17 protein-coding genes and 2 tRNA genes are annotated in these 15,149 nt (G+C 68.7%); 6 read left to right on the top strand and 13 right to left on the bottom strand.

Features of this window, described 5'->3' with window-relative positions:
* Positions 1–19: 19 nt before the first annotated feature.
* The 7 genes from KYX17_RS03730 to orn all read right to left on the bottom strand — a co-directional run bounded on the left by KYX17_RS03730 (position 20) and on the right by orn (position 3,788).
* Positions 20–505 (bottom strand): DUF2017 family protein, encoded by a 486-nt coding sequence (locus tag KYX17_RS03730; protein ID WP_243225480.1) that lies wholly within the window; start codon positions 503–505, stop codon positions 20–22.
* Positions 502–798 carry an ATP-dependent Clp protease adapter ClpS gene (gene clpS / locus KYX17_RS03735; protein ID WP_374208919.1) on the bottom strand — a complete coding sequence of 99 codons (297 nt, stop codon included), beginning with the start codon at positions 796–798 and terminating at the stop codon, positions 502–504. The genes KYX17_RS03730 and clpS overlap by 4 nt, the downstream gene beginning before the upstream one ends.
* Positions 795–1,142 carry a metallopeptidase family protein gene (locus KYX17_RS03740; protein ID WP_243225483.1) on the bottom strand — a complete coding sequence of 116 codons (348 nt, stop codon included), beginning with the start codon at positions 1,140–1,142 and terminating at the stop codon, positions 795–797. The genes clpS and KYX17_RS03740 overlap by 4 nt, the downstream gene beginning before the upstream one ends.
* A 29-nt stretch (positions 1,143–1,171) precedes the next feature.
* Positions 1,172–1,798 carry a LysE family transporter gene (locus tag KYX17_RS03745; protein ID WP_243225486.1) on the bottom strand — a complete coding sequence of 209 codons (627 nt, stop codon included), beginning with the start codon at positions 1,796–1,798 and terminating at the stop codon, positions 1,172–1,174.
* A 60-nt stretch (positions 1,799–1,858) separates the two neighbouring features.
* On the bottom strand, positions 1,859–2,902 hold the full coding sequence (locus KYX17_RS03750) for an NAD(P)-dependent alcohol dehydrogenase (protein WP_243225487.1): 1,044 nt from the start codon (positions 2,900–2,902) through the stop codon (positions 1,859–1,861).
* A 147-nt stretch (positions 2,903–3,049) separates the two neighbouring features.
* Positions 3,050–3,125, bottom strand: a tRNA-His gene (locus KYX17_RS03755).
* A 36-nt stretch (positions 3,126–3,161) separates the two neighbouring features.
* On the bottom strand, positions 3,162–3,788 hold the full coding sequence (orn, locus tag KYX17_RS03760; protein ID WP_243225491.1) for an oligoribonuclease: 627 nt from the start codon (positions 3,786–3,788) through the stop codon (positions 3,162–3,164).
* A 59-nt stretch (positions 3,789–3,847) separates the two neighbouring features.
* Between orn and KYX17_RS03765 the strand changes: the two genes are divergently transcribed.
* A tRNA-Arg gene (locus tag KYX17_RS03765) sits at positions 3,848–3,919 on the top strand.
* Between the two features lie 12 nt (positions 3,920–3,931).
* Here KYX17_RS03765 and KYX17_RS03770 read toward each other — a convergent pair.
* On the bottom strand, positions 3,932–4,204 hold the full coding sequence (locus KYX17_RS03770; protein ID WP_243225493.1) for a hypothetical protein: 273 nt from the start codon (positions 4,202–4,204) through the stop codon (positions 3,932–3,934).
* A gap of 205 nt (positions 4,205–4,409) precedes the next feature.
* Between KYX17_RS03770 and KYX17_RS03775 the strand changes: the two genes are divergently transcribed.
* From KYX17_RS03775 to KYX17_RS03790, 4 genes are all read left to right on the top strand, one after another.
* Entirely contained in the window at positions 4,410–4,928 is a 519-nt protein-coding gene (locus KYX17_RS03775) for a single-stranded DNA-binding protein (RefSeq protein WP_243225494.1), read from the top strand.
* 41 nt (positions 4,929–4,969) lie between these two features.
* Entirely contained in the window at positions 4,970–5,467 is a 498-nt protein-coding gene (locus KYX17_RS03780; RefSeq protein ID WP_243225495.1) for a hypothetical protein, read from the top strand.
* 73 nt (positions 5,468–5,540) lie between these two features.
* Positions 5,541–7,220: an energy-dependent translational throttle protein EttA gene (gene ettA / locus KYX17_RS03785; protein WP_243225500.1), complete on the top strand. Its 1,680-nt coding sequence runs from the start codon at positions 5,541–5,543 to the stop codon at positions 7,218–7,220.
* The gene (locus tag KYX17_RS03790) at positions 7,213–7,692 is read left to right on the top strand and encodes a thioesterase family protein (protein WP_243225501.1); all 480 of its coding nucleotides are present in this window, start codon (positions 7,213–7,215) and stop codon (positions 7,690–7,692) included. Before ettA ends, KYX17_RS03790 begins: the two co-directional genes overlap by 8 nt.
* Before the next feature lie 12 nt (positions 7,693–7,704).
* On the opposite strand, the gene KYX17_RS03795 is transcribed toward KYX17_RS03790, so the two are convergent.
* A complete protein-coding gene (locus KYX17_RS03795) occupies positions 7,705–8,601 on the bottom strand; it encodes an acyl-CoA thioesterase II (RefSeq protein ID WP_243225502.1) in 897 nt (298 codons plus the stop codon).
* A gap of 48 nt (positions 8,602–8,649) precedes the next feature.
* On the opposite strand from KYX17_RS03795, the gene KYX17_RS03800 reads away from it, so the two are divergent.
* Entirely contained in the window at positions 8,650–9,315 is a 666-nt protein-coding gene (locus tag KYX17_RS03800) for a hypothetical protein (protein WP_243225503.1), read from the top strand.
* Positions 9,316–9,330: 15 nt separating this feature from the next.
* On the opposite strand, the gene KYX17_RS03805 is transcribed toward KYX17_RS03800, so the two are convergent.
* From KYX17_RS03805 to pepN, 4 genes are all read right to left on the bottom strand, one after another.
* The gene (locus tag KYX17_RS03805) at positions 9,331–10,989 is read right to left on the bottom strand and encodes an FAD-binding dehydrogenase (protein WP_243225504.1); all 1,659 of its coding nucleotides are present in this window, start codon (positions 10,987–10,989) and stop codon (positions 9,331–9,333) included.
* A complete protein-coding gene (locus KYX17_RS03810) occupies positions 10,986–11,432 on the bottom strand; it encodes a globin (protein WP_243225506.1) in 447 nt (148 codons plus the stop codon). The genes KYX17_RS03805 and KYX17_RS03810 overlap by 4 nt, the downstream gene beginning before the upstream one ends.
* A complete protein-coding gene (locus tag KYX17_RS03815) occupies positions 11,429–12,514 on the bottom strand; it encodes a mechanosensitive ion channel family protein (RefSeq protein WP_243225508.1) in 1,086 nt (361 codons plus the stop codon). The genes KYX17_RS03810 and KYX17_RS03815 overlap by 4 nt, the downstream gene beginning before the upstream one ends.
* 75 nt (positions 12,515–12,589) lie before the next feature.
* Positions 12,590–15,142 (bottom strand): aminopeptidase N, encoded by a 2,553-nt coding sequence (gene pepN / locus KYX17_RS03820; RefSeq protein ID WP_243225510.1) that lies wholly within the window; start codon positions 15,140–15,142, stop codon positions 12,590–12,592.
* Positions 15,143–15,149: the final 7 nt, after the last annotated feature.

Consider the following 15,149-nt stretch of genomic DNA (forward strand, 5'->3'; position numbering starts at 1 on the left):
ACGTGACGTCGTCCGGGTGTCAGCTCCGCTCGTCCGCGGCCTGGATGAGCGTCTCGAGCCGATAGCCGAGCCAGTCGTACACGCCGCGGCGCGGGTCCTCCTCGGGAAGGTCGTCCTCGACGATGATGCCCAGGCGCGCGGCGAGCACGAGCCGGAGCGCGGTGAGCGTGCGCAGCCACGCATCGATCTCGGCATCCGGGATCTCGATCTCCTGAGGCGCGTGGGCGCCCCCGCCGTCGGGCTCGACGGTGAATCCGGTCAGGGCGGCGCGCACGACGGCGGCGTCGGACGCCCGCCGGTCCAGCAGGTCGTCCTGCGTCGCGGCGGTGAACGCCAGGGACGCCTCGGCATCCTCGGGGTAGGCGTCCGGTGCGAGGCGCGCCAACGCGGGATCCGCGGCGTCCTCGGTCGCCTCCGCGGAGAGCAGACGCGCGAACTCGTCGACCAGGCGGGCCAGGTGATGGCCCTCGATCGCGGCGAGGGAGATCCGGATGCCGTCGTTCATCGCGGAGCCCGCCGCACGGTCGCCCACAGTCCGTAGTCGTGCATGGCCTGCGCGTGCACCTCCATGGTCTCCCGCGGGCCGGTCGCCACGATCGCGTGGCCCTCGTGGTGAACCGCGAGCATGAGCTGGGTCGCGCGCTCCTGCGAGTAGCCGAAGTAGGTGCGGAAGACGCGCACGACGTAGCTCATCAGGTTCACCGGGTCGTTCCAGACGACGACCTGCCAGGGCTCGAGCGGTGCGGCGGACAGGTGGAGATCCTGTTCCGTGTCCGGGGTCGCGATCGGCGTGCTCATGCCCATCCCAGTTCATGCAGATGCTCGTCGTCGATCCCGTAGAAGTGGGCGATCTCATGCACGAGCGTCGTGTGGATCTCGTCGCGCAGCTCGTCCTCGGTGTCGCACTGGTCGAGATGCGGCTCCCGGTAGACGATGATCCGGTCCGGAAGCTCGCCCAGGCCGTACTGTCCGCGCTCGGTGAGCGCGAGACCGTCGTAGAGGCCGAGCAGGTCGAGACTGCCGTCCTCAGGGCGGTCCTCGACGACGAAGACCACGTTGTCCAGCCCGTCGACCATGTCGTCGGGCAGCAGGTCGAGCTCGTCGACGACGAGCTGCTCGAAGGCCGCGGCATCCATATCCATCGTCCTCCAGCCTATGGGCGCGAGCCGGGTCAGTGCACGAACAGCAGGAGCGCGGCCACCGCGAGGAAGAGCGCTCCGAAGACGGTGTTGAGTGTGCGCTGTCCGCGCGACGTCCGCGTCAGCCGGCGGAAGGGCTTCGCTGCCGCCGCGAAGAAGAACCACATCACGGCGACGTCGACGACCACAACCGTCGTGATGAGGATCAGATACTGCGGGAGGGCGGGCTGGTCGAGGCGGATGAACTGCGGGATGAACGCCAGGAAGAAGACGATGGCCTTCGGGTTCAGCAGGTTGACCCAGAACCCGCGTCGGAGCATGGACCATCGGCTTTCCGCCGGGCGGGGCGCGACCGAGCCGTCCTCGGCGGACGCCGGCTTCGCGAGGATCATCCGGATGCCGAGGTAGACGAGATACGCGGCGCCGGCGTAGCGCACGATGTCGAACAGGAGCGGTGACCGCGACACGAGCAGGCCGACGCCGGCCGCGACGATCACGACGTGGACGATCAGGGCGAGCTGCTGTCCGATGACTCCCCAGATCGCCCGCCGCCATCCCTCGTTGAGCGCGTTGGACATCGTGTTGATCGCCCCGGCTCCCGGGGTGAAGCTGATGACGACGGATGCCGCGAGCAGGGAGAGCCAGACCGTCAGCGACACCAGGAGATTCTACGGCGGGAGCCCGGCTCGATCCGAACCGGGCTCCCGCCGAACGACGTCTCAGGCGTGCGGGGTGACGACCGCGCGCCCGGTGAGCTTCCCGTCATGCAGGTCGTGGTAGGCCTGAAGTGCCTGATCCATGGGGTAGGTCGTCACGGCCGGTGCGATCTTGCCGGCGCGGTACAGTTCGACGACCTCGTACAGCTCCTCGATCGTTCCCCAGTACGTGTTGGTGAGCTCGGCCTCGTACGGGTTCGAGTAGAAGTCCCAATTGGTCGGTCCGCCTGCCACACCGACGACGGTGATGCGCCCGCGGCGGGCGACGACCTGCTGGGCGAGGGCGATCGTGGCGCTGATTCCCACGAAGTCGAAGACGGCGTCCACACCCTGCCCGCCGGTGGCGGCGCGGATCCGATCCGCCTGTCCTTCGCCGCCGTCGATGCGGACGGCTCCGGACTTCTCGGCTTCGGCCATCGCCTCGGGCTTGGTGTCGGTGGCGTAGACGGTGGCGCCGGTGATCGCTGTGAGGATCTGGACGGCGATCTGACCGAGGCCGCCGAGACCGATCACGAGGGCGGACTTGCCGCCGCCCGCGAGCTTCGGCAGAGCGAGCTTGATGGCGTGGTACGGCGTCAGGCCCGCGTCGGCGAGGGGCGCGGCGGTCACGGGGTCCGCATCTCCGAGCGGAACAAGGTTCCGCGCCGGCACCGTCATGTACTCGGCCATGCCACCGTCACGGCCGAGGCCGGTGGCGAGGTAGGGCTGGGTCGCGGCGTTTTGGCAGTAGGTGTCCTGCCCGCGCGAGCAGGCGGGGCAGTGGCCGCAGCCGATGGGCCCGTACGACAGGAACGCATCGCCGACGGACAGGCCCGTGACGCCGTCGCCGAGCTCCTCGATCCATCCGGAGTTCTCGTGTCCGAGCGTGTAGCTGGGGGCGAGCTGGTCGCCCATGCCCTCGTCGAACTGCTCGAAGACGGCGACGTCCGAGTGACACGCTCCCGCACCCGCGATCTTGAGCAGGACCTCGCCGGGCCCCGGGACGGGACGGGGCACGTCCTCGATGGTGGGGAACGTCTTCCATGCGGTGAACCGGACAGCCTTCACTGTGCACTCCTCATCTGTCGTGCTGGGCCGAATCCGGAATTCGGATGACATCGAATCCCAGCGCGAGCGCACCTCGATCCTACCGAGGCACCCCCCCCGGCGGAAACAGAAGAGGGCTCCGACGGAATTCGTCGGAGCCCTCTCGGCTGGGGTGAGTAACGGGGCTTGAACCCGCGACCTCCTGGACCACAACCAGGCGCTCTACCAACTGAGCTATACCCACCATGCGCCCGCGTCAGCGGGCAACCAGACGATTCTATTACACGTCGGAGGGTGCCGATGACACCGTGCGCTCGGCGATGGCGCGGGCCTCCTCGCTGGAGGGCCCGGGCTCCGGCACGAAGACGGCATCGCGGTAGTAGCGGAGCTCCCTGATGGATTCGAGGATGTCGGCCAGGGCGCGGTGACCGCCGTCCTTGGCCGGTGCCTGGAAGAACACCCGGGGGTACCAGCGACGGGACAGCTCCTTGATGCTCGACACGTCGACGTTCCGGTAATGCAGCCACTGATCGATCTGCGGCATGTACTTCGCGAGGAACATGCGGTCGGTTCCGATGGTGTTGCCGGCCAGGGGGGCCTTGCGCTCCAGCGGCACGAAGCGCTTGATGTAGGCGAGGGTCTGTTCCTCCGCCTCGGCGAGCGTCACACCTGAGGGGATCTCGTCGATGAGCCCGGACGAGCGGTGCATCTCGGTGACGAAGTCGTTCATGTTGCCGAGCGCGGCATCGCTCGGCTTGATCACGATCTGGAAGCCCGGATCGACCGGGTTCAGTTCGAAATCGGTGATGACGACGGCGATCTCGACGAGCTCGTCGATTCCGAGATCGAGTCCCGTCATCTCGCAGTCGATCCAGACGAGTCGATCGTTCTCAGACGCAGATGCCATACAGGCATCCTAATGAGCGCACAGACATCGGCCCCTGGCACGGTACCGTTGTGGAGTACGCCTCCGTAGCTCAGCGGAAGAGCAGCGGCCTTCTAATCCGCCGGTCGCAGGTTCGAATCCTGCCGGGGGCACAAACACTCGAATCACCGCAGGTAGCGCAGGGTCTGCACGGCCTCGTCGGCCGTCCAGAAGGCGCCGATGAGGCGGAACGAGCCCGTCGCCAGGTGAAGACGCTCGGCGCGGTAGCGCAGGCCCAAGGGCTCGGCCGCGATGCGCAGATGCCCGAGGATGCGGCCTGCGCGGTCCTGAACGCGCCACAGATGGTCGCCGGCTCTGACGAGTCGCTCTCTGTCGGATGACAGGTCGGGCGTGGCGTAGGGGATGTCGGGAAGGGCGGTGGCCGCTGTGGTGTGCATCGAGGTCTCCTCTCGTCATCGAACATATGACCGACCACCGACATCGCCCCGTGCGCGCTGTTCTCGCACCCGCCCTGCACAGCACGGCCGAAACGCGGCTTCTCCACCGTCGCCGTGGAGATCCGTCCGATCCGACTCCGGCGGTCGGTGCGAAGGGGCACGCTGTTCGACATCCGGGCCAGATCCGGGACGAAGAGGAGAAACGATGAACGACACCATCACGATCATGGGATTCATCGGGAACGACCCGGGCGGCAACACCACCGCGACCGGCGTGCCCGTCGTGAACTTCCGGGTCGGCAGCACGCAGCGCCGGTACGACGCGAAGACCCAGACCTGGATCGACCAGGGCACCAACTGGTACAACGTGTCGGCGTACCGCCAGCTAGCCGTGCAGGCTCGCGCTTCGCTGCAGAAGGGGCATCCCGTCATCGTCACCGGGCGGCTGCGCGTCCGGGACTGGGACAACGGCACGGCGCGGGGCACGAGCGTGGACATCGACGCCGAGGCGATCGGACACGACCTGCGCTGGGGGACGAGCGCCTTCGTCCGGACGAATCGTGCGCACCCGGCGGCCGCCGGCGTCACCGACGGCGTGGCGGAACCGGCGGCGAGAGAGACGTTCCCGACGAACACCTCCGATGTGGAGCTCGACGTTCAGGAGGGCGAACTCGTCCTGGCCGGCGGCGACGCGTGGAGCGTCTCCGAGGGCGACGAGGACTGATGCGGCGCACGGTCGGCGACGGCGCCCCGTAGACTCGAGCCGTGCCTCGCCGACCCGCCGCTCCCGCCCTTCGCGCGCTCGCACTCTCCGCCTCGGTGCTCCTGGCAGTCGGGCTGGTGGCCTGTTCACCAGAGCCGGTGGAGACCACGACGCCGTCACCCGATGCATCGGCTGACGCGACGGCGACTCCGGAGCCGGCCGGTCCCGTGCTGGTCCCGGAGGGGACGGCGGCCGACAACCTGCCGTTGTTCACGGCCGTCACCGAACAGGTCTGGGCATCCGAGCAGCGTGTGCAGGGGCGGGCGTACATCGACGCGCTGGTCGCCGCAGGCTTCGACAAGGCCGCCATGCAGGTCACCGCCGACGAGACGACGGTCGGCAACCCTGTCGAGAGCCTGCTCTTCTCCGTCCGGTGGGGTGAGACGGAATGCCTCGTCGGACAGGTGGGTCCGTCGACGGGCGACCCGGTGACCACGGTCACGGACCAGCTCGCCGAAGGACGGTGCCTGATCGGCGCCACACGGCCCATCGACTGGTGACCGGAATCCGCACAGCGCTCAGCCGGTAGGCTGGAGTGTCGATTCGCGACGCCAACAGAAGGAGCGGTTTTCGGTGGCAGAGTACATCTACTCGATGGTCCGTGCACGCAAGGCGGTGGGCGACAAGCTCATCCTCGACGACGTGACGATGGCGTTCCTCCCCGGCGCGAAGATCGGCATGGTCGGCCCGAACGGCGCGGGAAAGTCGACGATCCTGAAGATCATGGCCGGGCTCGACCAGCCCTCGAACGGCGAGGCCAAGCTGAGCCCCGGGTACTCGGTCGGCATCCTCATGCAGGAGCCCGAGCTCGACGAGGCCAAGACCGTGCTGGAGAACATCCAGGACGGGATCGCGATCAAGGCGAAGGTCGACCGGTTCAACGAGATCTCCGCACAGATGGCGGACCCGGATGCCGACTTCGACACGCTGCTCGCCGAGATGGGCACGCTGCAGGAGGAGATCGACGCGGCGGACGGCTGGGACCTCGACTCCCAGCTCGAGCAGGCCATGGACGCGCTGCGCACGCCGCCCGGCGACGCGTCCGTCCAGCACTTGTCCGGTGGAGAGAAGCGCCGCGTCGCGCTGGCGAAGCTGCTGCTGCAGAAGCCGGACCTGCTGCTGCTCGACGAGCCCACCAACCACCTCGACGCCGAGAGCGTGCTCTGGCTCGAGCAGCACCTCCAGGCCTACAAGGGCGCCGTCATCGCCATCACCCACGACCGGTACTTCCTCGACCACGTCGCCGAGTGGATCGCCGAGGTCGACCGTGGCCGCCTGATCGGTTACGAGGGCAACTACTCGACCTACCTCGAGAAGAAGGCCGAGCGCCTCGACATCCAGGGCAAGAAGGACGCCAAGCTCGCCAAGCGCCTGAAGGACGAGCTCGAGTGGGTCCGCTCCAGCGCGAAGGGGCGGCAGACCAAGTCCAAGGCGCGTCTGGCCCGCTACGAGGAGATGGCGGCCGAGGCGGAGCGCACCAGGAAGCTCGACTTCGAGGAGATCCAGATCCCCGCGGGTCCGCGTCTCGGGAACGTCGTGATCGAGGCGAAGAACCTGCAGAAGGGCTTCGGCGACCGGACCCTCATCGACGGACTGAGCTTCAGCCTGCCGCCGAACGGCATCGTCGGCGTGATCGGCCCCAACGGTGTCGGCAAGACGACGCTGTTCAAGACGATCGTCGGACTCGAGCCGCTGGACGGCGGAGACCTGAAGATCGGCGAGACGGTCAAGATCAGCTACGTCGACCAGTCCCGCGCGAGCATCGACCCCGACAAGACGCTGTGGGAGGTCGTCTCGGACGGCCTGGACATCATCACGGTCGGAAAGACCGAGATCCCGTCCCGCGCGTATGTGTCGAAGTTCGGTTTCAAGGGTCCGGACCAGCAGAAGAAGGCCGGCGTGCTCTCCGGTGGAGAGCGCAACCGACTGAACCTCGCGCTGACACTCAAGGAGGGCGGCAACCTGCTGCTGCTCGACGAGCCGACCAACGACCTCGACGTCGAGACCCTGAGCTCGCTCGAGAACGCGCTGCTCGAGTTCCCCGGCTGCGCCGTGGTGATCACGCACGACCGCTGGTTCCTGGACCGCATCGCCACGCACATCCTCGCGTACGAGGGCACCGACGAGAACCCCGCGCAGTGGCACTGGTTCGAGGGCAACTTCGAGGCGTACGAGGCGAACAAGATCGAGCGGCTCGGACCGGACGCGGCGCGTCCGCACCGCACGACGCACCGCAAGCTCACCCGTGACTGACGGCGCTCGGCTCCACATCCCCATCCAGCTGCGCTGGGGCGATCTGGACGCCTTCAACCACGTCAACAACACCTCGATGCTCAAACTCCTCGAGGAGGCGCGCGTGCGCGCCTTCTGGAAGCCGGGCCCCGGTGAGGACGCGCCGTCCACGGCGGTCCTCGACTCGGGAATCGAGCAGGGCGTCCTGACCCTCATCGCCCGGCAGGAGATCGAATACCTCGCGCCTGTGCCGTACCAGCGCAGGCCGCTCGAGGTGCAGATGTGGTTCGGCCGGCTCGGCGGCTCGAGCGTCGAGGTCTGCTACGAGGTGCACAACGACCCGGCCTCGGACGAGCGCGTCGTGTACGCGCGTTCGACCGCCGTGATCGTGCTCGTCGACGCGGCGACCGGACGCCCCACCCGGCTGACGCCGCAGATGCGCGAGGTCTGGACGCCCTTCGTCGGGGAGTCCATCACCTACGCGCATCGCTGAGCGCGAGCGAGATCAGCTCGACGCGACGCCCTCCGGTACGCGGACCATGATCTCCTGGGCGACGCTCGCGACCAGCACGCCGTCGCGCGTGTAGATGCGCCCCGTGGCGAGGCCGCGGCCGCCGCGGGCGTTGGGGGACTCCTGGACGTACAGCAGCCATTCGTCGGCGCGTGCCGGGCGGTGCCACCACATGGCGTGATCCAGGCTCGCGACCTTGAGCCCCGTCAATGACCAGGCCACGCCGTGCGCGCGCAGGATCGACTCCTGGATGGTCATGTCGCTGAGATACGCGAGTGCGGCGCGATGTAGGCGCGGGTCCTCCGGCATCGTCGACCTGATGCGCATCCACACCGCCTGTCGCGGCCGTTGCTCGCCGTCGACCGCGACGTAGAGCGGGCCCTCGACGTGCCGCACGTCCGCCGGGCGATCGCGCAGCATCCGCATCGAGAGCGGATGAACGCCGGTGACGAGCTCCTCGTCGGGAGCGAGGTCTTCGGGAGCGGGGACGCCCGTCGGCATCGGCTCGGCGTGCTCGACCCCGGGGCTCTCGTCCTGGAAGGATGCGATCATCGAGAAGATCGGCACGCCGTTCTGATACGCCTGTGATCTCCGCGTCGAGAAGGACCGCCCGTCGTGGATCCGGTCCACGGCGATCGTGAGTCCCTGTGCCGCGTCGCCGGGCCGCAGGAAGTAGCCGTGCATCGAGTGCACCGCCCGCTCTGGCGGCATCGTGCGCTCGGCGGCGATCAGCGTCTGGGCGAGCACCTGTCCGCCGTAGATCCGGCCGGTGGGCATGGCATGGGACCGGCCGGTGAAGATGTCCTCCGTCGTGCGCGCCGAGCTCTCATCGAGATCCAGGACGTCCAGCAGCAGCTCGACGGATGCCTCGGCCTGCGCGTCTACGCTCATGACGGTCCCTCCCGCGGCTCGGCACCGCACCTCGGTAGTCTAGAGCGCGTGCCCTCCCGTCTCGTGCTCGCCGACCCCGAAACCGCCAGAGACGTCCTGACCTTCGTCGGCAGGGCCGCGCGCATCTCCGACGAGGGCGTCCGTCTGCAGGCGAAGGCCGGCGTTCTCGCGATCACGGCGGCTGCGCTCGCCCCGCACGGTCTCTTCGACCAGACTCCGACGATCCTCGCGATGCGGATCGTGAACGCCGACCCCGAGCTCGAGTGCGACGTGGTGGTCGCGTCCCTGAGCGCGACCGAGGACGACCGGATGCTGGAGCTGCCGGAGACCGGTCTGTCGCCGTCCTGGGCGGGCATCGCCCCGCCGCGTGGAGAGTGGCAGCGGGAGAGCTCGCTCACGGCCTCCGTCATCGCGCAGCGCGCCCAATGGGGCATCAGCGCGGTCGCACACGGCACGACGTCGGGGTCGGGCGAGGAGGCCGTGCGCGCGCTGCGCGCCGCGATCTGGGGCGAGCCGGACGCGGATCTCGCGGATCTTCCTCGTGGCATGGCCTTCGCCGCTGACGCCCTCGGCTTCATCTCGGGAGAGGAGGACGTACCGGTGATGCGCTCCGGGCGCTGGATGAGACTCGCGTTCCGCCGCGGACACGTCCTCGCGAGGGGACCGGTCGCCTCCGGCCTCACCCCGGTGCGGGGGACCGGCTCGGCGGCGTAGCCGGCGGACCGGGTCTCAGCGGGACGCCGCTCGACCGGCCTGCCGCCCGGAGAAGAGGCAGCCGCCGAGGAACGTCCCTTCGAGCGCGCGATAGCCGTGCATGCCGCCTCCGCCGAAGCCGCTCGCCTCGCCCGCAGCGTACAGCCCAGGGATCGGCGATCCGCTCGCATCGAGCGCCCTGGCGTCGAGGTCCGTCTCGATCCCGCCCAGCGACTTGCGCGTCAGGACGTGCAGCTTCACCGCGACCAGCGGACCGGCGGCCGGGTCCTGCAGACGATGCGGCGCGGCCGTGCGGATGAGCCTGTCGCCGCGGTACGCGCGCATCGACCGCAGCATCCCGATCTGCGCGTCCTTCGTGAAGTCGTTGTCGATCTCGCGATCGCGCGCGACGATCTCGGCGCGAACCCGCTCGATGTCCAGCAGATCTCCGTCGGGTGCTCTCCGGACCTGCTCGAGGAGGGTGTCGAGGTCGTTCTCGACGATGAAGTCCTCGCCCTCGTCCAGGAACGCCTGGACGGGCCCGGTCGGTCCCTTCGCGAGCCGGGACTTGAGCAGCAGTCGGACGTCCTTGCCGGTGAGATCCGGGTTCTGCTCGCTGCCGGAGAGCGCGAACTCCTTCTCGACGATCTGTCGCGACGTGATGAACCACGAGTGGTCGTGGCCGGTGGAACGCAGGTGCGCGAGCGTGCCCAGCGTGTCGAAGCCAGGGAACAGCGGCACGGGCAGTCGCCTGCCCGTCGCGTCCAGCCACAGCGAGGAAGGTCCGGGGAGGATCCGGATGCCGTGAGCCGGCCACACCGGATCCCAGTTCGTGATCCCCTCGACGTAGTGCCACATCCGATCGCCGTTGATCAGATGCGCGCCTGCGGATGCGGACACGGCGTGCATGGACCCGTCGACGTAGGCGGGGACTCCGGAGAGCATGTGCTCCGGCGGCGTCCCGAGAGAGGGCGGCCAGAAGGCGCGGACGAGGTCGTGGTTCCCGCCGATCCCGCCGGACGCGACGACGGTGGCGCCGGCGGAGATCTCGAACGATCCCACGACCTCGCGCGACGTCTCGAGGCCGCGTTCCCGCGCGTCGTCGGCCAGCACGTCGCCTCGGGCCCCGACGACCGCGCCGCCGTCGAGCACCAGCTCGGTGACGCGATGGCGAGGAAGGATCGTGAGCGTCCCGGCATCCTCGGCGGCCTCGACGGCCGCGGCGAACGGCGCGACGACACCGGGCCCCGTGCCCCAGGTGATGTGGAAGCGGGGCACCGAGTTCCCGGGTCCCAGAGCGCCGTATCCGCCGCGCTCGGCCCAGCCGACCACCGGGAAGAACCCGACGTCCCTCTCGCGCAGCCATGCCCGCTTCTCGCCCGAGGCGAACTCGAGGTACGCCTCGGCCCATCTCCGTGGCCACGCGTCCTCCGGACGGTCGAACCCGGCGCCCCCGAACCAGTCCTGCCGCGCGAGTTCGAGGGAGTCGGAGATCCCCATCCGGCGCTGCTCGGGCGAATCGACGAAGAACAGTCCTCCGAACGACCACCAGGCCTGCCCGCCGAGGTTCGTGCGCGGTTCCTGATCGACGAGCACGACGCGTCTTCCGGCCGCCGTCGCCTCCGAGGCGGCGACGAGTCCGGCCAGCCCCCATCCGATCACGAGTACGTCTGCGGACAGGGGCGTGGTCGTCATGTGCTCTCCGTCGAATCCTGACTGCGCGTCTGCAGCGTCGCGCGACCCGCGGCGGCGGGCCCGATGCCGGACGGCTCGAATGTGTTCACCATGGCATAGGCGGCGCGTTCCAGGTAGTCCCAGAGCGTGGATTCGTGCAGAGGCGACAACTGCGCCTCGTCCACGGCCGTGCGCATGCAGCGCAGCCAACGATCCCTGGCGTCCGGGTCGACGTGGAACGGCACGTGGCGCATCCGCAGCCGTGGGTGCCCGCGCGTCTCGCCGTACGTGGTGGGACCGCCCCAGTACTGCACCAGGAACAAGGTCAGCCGCTCGGCGGCGGGCCCCAGGTCCTCTTCGGGATACATCGGCTTGAGGACGGGATCCAGGGCGACCTCGCGATAGAACGTCGCCACCAGCTTCTCGAACGTGGCGTATCCGCCCACCTCGTCGTAGAACGTCACGTCTTCTCATCTCCCCGGGCGGCGGTGCCGTCCCCGGACTTCTTGCGCCGCCAGATGCCCCGCTCCGCGACGGGCGGTACGCCCGTGACCGCATTGGGACGCGTGCGCGGCGGATTCGCCCCGCGGACGCGGCGGGCGCCGTCCAGGCCCGTGGGCGTGACGCTCGTCATGCTCGGCACCCCGATCTCCAGGGCATCGAGCGCCTTCTTCAGCCGCTTGCGCAGCTCCTGGGACACATCGTCCTTGGCGTTCGCGCGCGTCTTCATGACGACACGGACGACGAGTGCGTCGCCCGTGATCGATTCGAGGCCCCAGATCTCGGGGCGCTCGACGATGCGGGTGCGCCACTTCGGGTCCTTGGCGAGTTCCTGGGCCGTTTCCAGCATCGCCTTCTCGACCGTCTCGAGATCCGAATCGGGGGCGACGCCGAGGTCGATGATCGCGCGCGCCCAGCCCTGCGACATGTTGCCGATCCGGGTCACCTCGCCGTTGCGGACGTACCAGAGCGTGCCGTTGACGTCGCGCACCTGCGTTATGCGCACGCTGACGTACTCGACGACGCCGGATGCGAGGCCCAGGTCCACGACGTCACCGATGCCGATCTGGTCCTCGGCGACGATGAACATCCCGTTGAGGACGTCCTTGACGATGTTCTGCGCACCGAAGCCGAGCCCGGCGCCGAGGGCCGCGGTCAAGAGCGTCAGGGAGCCGATGAGGTCCGGCAGCAGGACCGAGATGATCATCATCAGGGCCACGACGGTGACGGCGACGTTGATGATGTTCTGCAGGATCGAACCGAGCGTGCGGGTGCGCTGAACGAGGCGCATGTCCGCCAGCGGAGAGCGTTCGAGCGCCTGTGTGTCGTCGACGTTCGCCTTCGCCTTAGCACTGTCCACGATGCGGCGGACGATGCGGTGCACGATGAAGCGCAGTGCCAGTCCTACGAGGAGCGCGACGACGACGATGATCGCGACGTTGAGGGCGGTCCTGCCGGCTTCGCCGAGGAAGGCTATGAAGTCGGTCCACGCCGTGGTGATCTCCGTGGTGTCGGGAGCAGGCGTGGAATCGGCAGGGATGAACATCCCCCCGATTCTACCGAGCGGGCCTCTGCGTCAGCTGGATCGCCGACGCAGAGGCCCGAAGGTGTCGAAGCGCGTTCAGCGCTCCTCGTCGCGGCTCTGGGCGGCGAGCGAGCGCTCCACGTCGGCGAGGTTCTCACTGACCAGTCGGCGCAGTGCCGGCGCGGCATCCGGGTTCGCCGACAGCCATGCGCGCGTGGCGTCGCGCAGCTCGACGTTGCCCAGCGCCGTCGGGTAGAGACCGGTGATCAGATAGTTCGCGATCTGATAGGTCCGCGACTCCCAGATCGGCAGCAGCATGTCGAAGTACGCCGGGACGAACTCGGCGAGCGCGTCCACGCCGGCCGGGTGGACGAAGCCGAGCGCGGCGGAGCGGACGATCGTGTTCGGCGCGTCGTCCTTCTCGACGAGCGACGCCCAGGCAACCCTCTTGTCCGCGACCGTCGGCAGGGCGGCCCGCGCCTGGGCGGCGAACTCGGCGCCCTTCGCGGTGTTGTCGGCGGCCAGAGCGGCGTCGATGGACGACGCGTCCGTCGCACCGATCGTCGCGAGCCCGACCAGCAGCTGCCACGACAGGTCCGTGTCGATCTCGAGGCCGGGGAGGGTCTCCTCGCCGGAGCGCAGCCGGCCGACGATCCCGGCGTGCTCCGCCGTCACGAGATTGCCGGCGAAGGCGGTGACGAACTGGAGCTGGCTGTCGCTGCCGGCCGCGGCGCCCTGGGCGAGCTCCCACAGGCCGTCGGCGACCTTCTGACGGGCGGCGAGGCGGTCCGACGGTGCGACGTACAGGGTGGCCGCCGTGCGCAGCTGGGCGAGGGTCGTGCGCACGGTCGTCGACTCGGTCTCGCGGCCGATGTTGCCCAGGACCAGGTCGATGTAGTCGGACGCGGCGCTCTCGGCATCGCGGGTCTGATCCCAGGCCGCGCCCCACACGAGCGAACGGGCCAGCGGGTCGGAGATGTCGGCCAGGTGGGCGACTGCGGTGGCGAGTGAGCGGTCGTCGAGTCGGATCTTCGCGTAGGCGAGGTCCTCGTCGTTGAGCAGCACGAGGTCGGGGCGCTTGATGCCCTTGAGCTCGGGCACCTCGGTGCGGTCGCCGTCGACGTCGATCTCCACGTGGTGCGTGCGGGTCAGCGCGCCGTCGACGAGATCGTAGAAGCCGATGCCCAGGCGGTGGGGCCGGATCGTGGGGTAGTCGGCCGGGGCGGTCTGGGTGACCGCGAAGCGCGAGACCTTCCCGTCGGCGTCCTCCTCGACGATGGGGGCGAGCGTGTTGACCCCGGCGGTCTCGAGCCACTTCTTCGACCACGAGGTCAGTTCGCGCCCGCTGGTGGCCTCGAGCTCCGTGAGCAGGTCGCTGAGCTCGGTGTTGCCCCAGGAGTGCTTCTGGAAGTACTGCGAGACGCCGGCGAAGAACTCCTCGATGCCCACCCAGGCGGCCAGCTGCTTGAGGACCGACCCGCCCTTCGCGTAGGTGATGCCGTCGAAGTTGACCTGGACGTCCTCGAGATCGTTGATCTCGGCGACGACCGGATGCGTGGAGGGCAGCTGGTCCTGACGGTACGCCCAGGTCTTCTCCATGGCGTTGAAGGTCGTCCACGCCTCGGTCCACTCGGTGGCCTCGGCGGTGGCGATGGTCGACGCCCACTCGGCGAACGACTCGTTCAGCCAGAGGTCGTTCCACCACTTCATGGTGACGAGGTCGCCGAACCACATGTGCGCGAGCTCGTGCAGGATCGTGACGACGCGACGCTCCTTGACGGCATCCGTCACCTTGCTGCGGAAGACGTAGGTCTCGGTGAAGGTGACCGCTCCGGCGTTCTCCATCGCGCCGGCGTTGAACTCCGGGACGAACAGCTGGTCGTACTTGGCGAACGGATAGGGGACGCCGAACTTCTCCTCGAAGTACGCGAATCCCTGGCGGGTCTTCTCGAAGATGTACTCGGCGTCCAGGTGCTGCCACAGGCTCTTGCGGCCGTAGACGCCGAGCGGGATCACCCGGCCCGAGGCGCTGGTGAGCTCCGAGAACGTGGACTCGTACGGGCCGGCGACGAGGGCGGTGATGTACGACGAGATGCGCGGGGTGGGTTCGAAGCCCCACGTCGCCGTGGCCTTGTCGTCGTGCACGATCGGCTCGGGGGTGGGGGAGTTGGAGACGACCTTCCAGTTCGCCGGCGCCGTCACGGTGAACTGGAACGTGGCCTTGAGGTCGGGCTGCTCGAAGACCGCGAACACGCGGCGGGAGTCGGGCACCTCGAACTGCGAATAGAGGTAGACCTCTCCGTCGACCGGATCGACGAACCGGTGCAGCCCCTCGCCGGTGTTGGTGTAGAGGCAGTCGGCGTCGACGACGAGGACGTTCTCCTCCTGCAGATCCGACAGTGCGATGCGCGAGTCCGCGAAGACCTCGCTGGGGTCGAGCTGCTCGCCGTTCAACGAGATCTCGCGCACCTCGCGCGCGATGAGGTCGATGAAGGTGTAGCTGCCCGGCTGGGCGGTGAACCGCACGACGCTGCGCGATCCGAACACCTCCTCGCCCTTCGTCAGGTCCAGCGAGACCTGGTACGACTGGGTGTCGATGAGGGCTCGGCGCTCCTGCGCTTCGATACGGGTGAGGTTCTCTCCAGGCACAGCTTTT

Source organism: Microbacterium sp. CIAB417 (assembly GCF_022788845.1).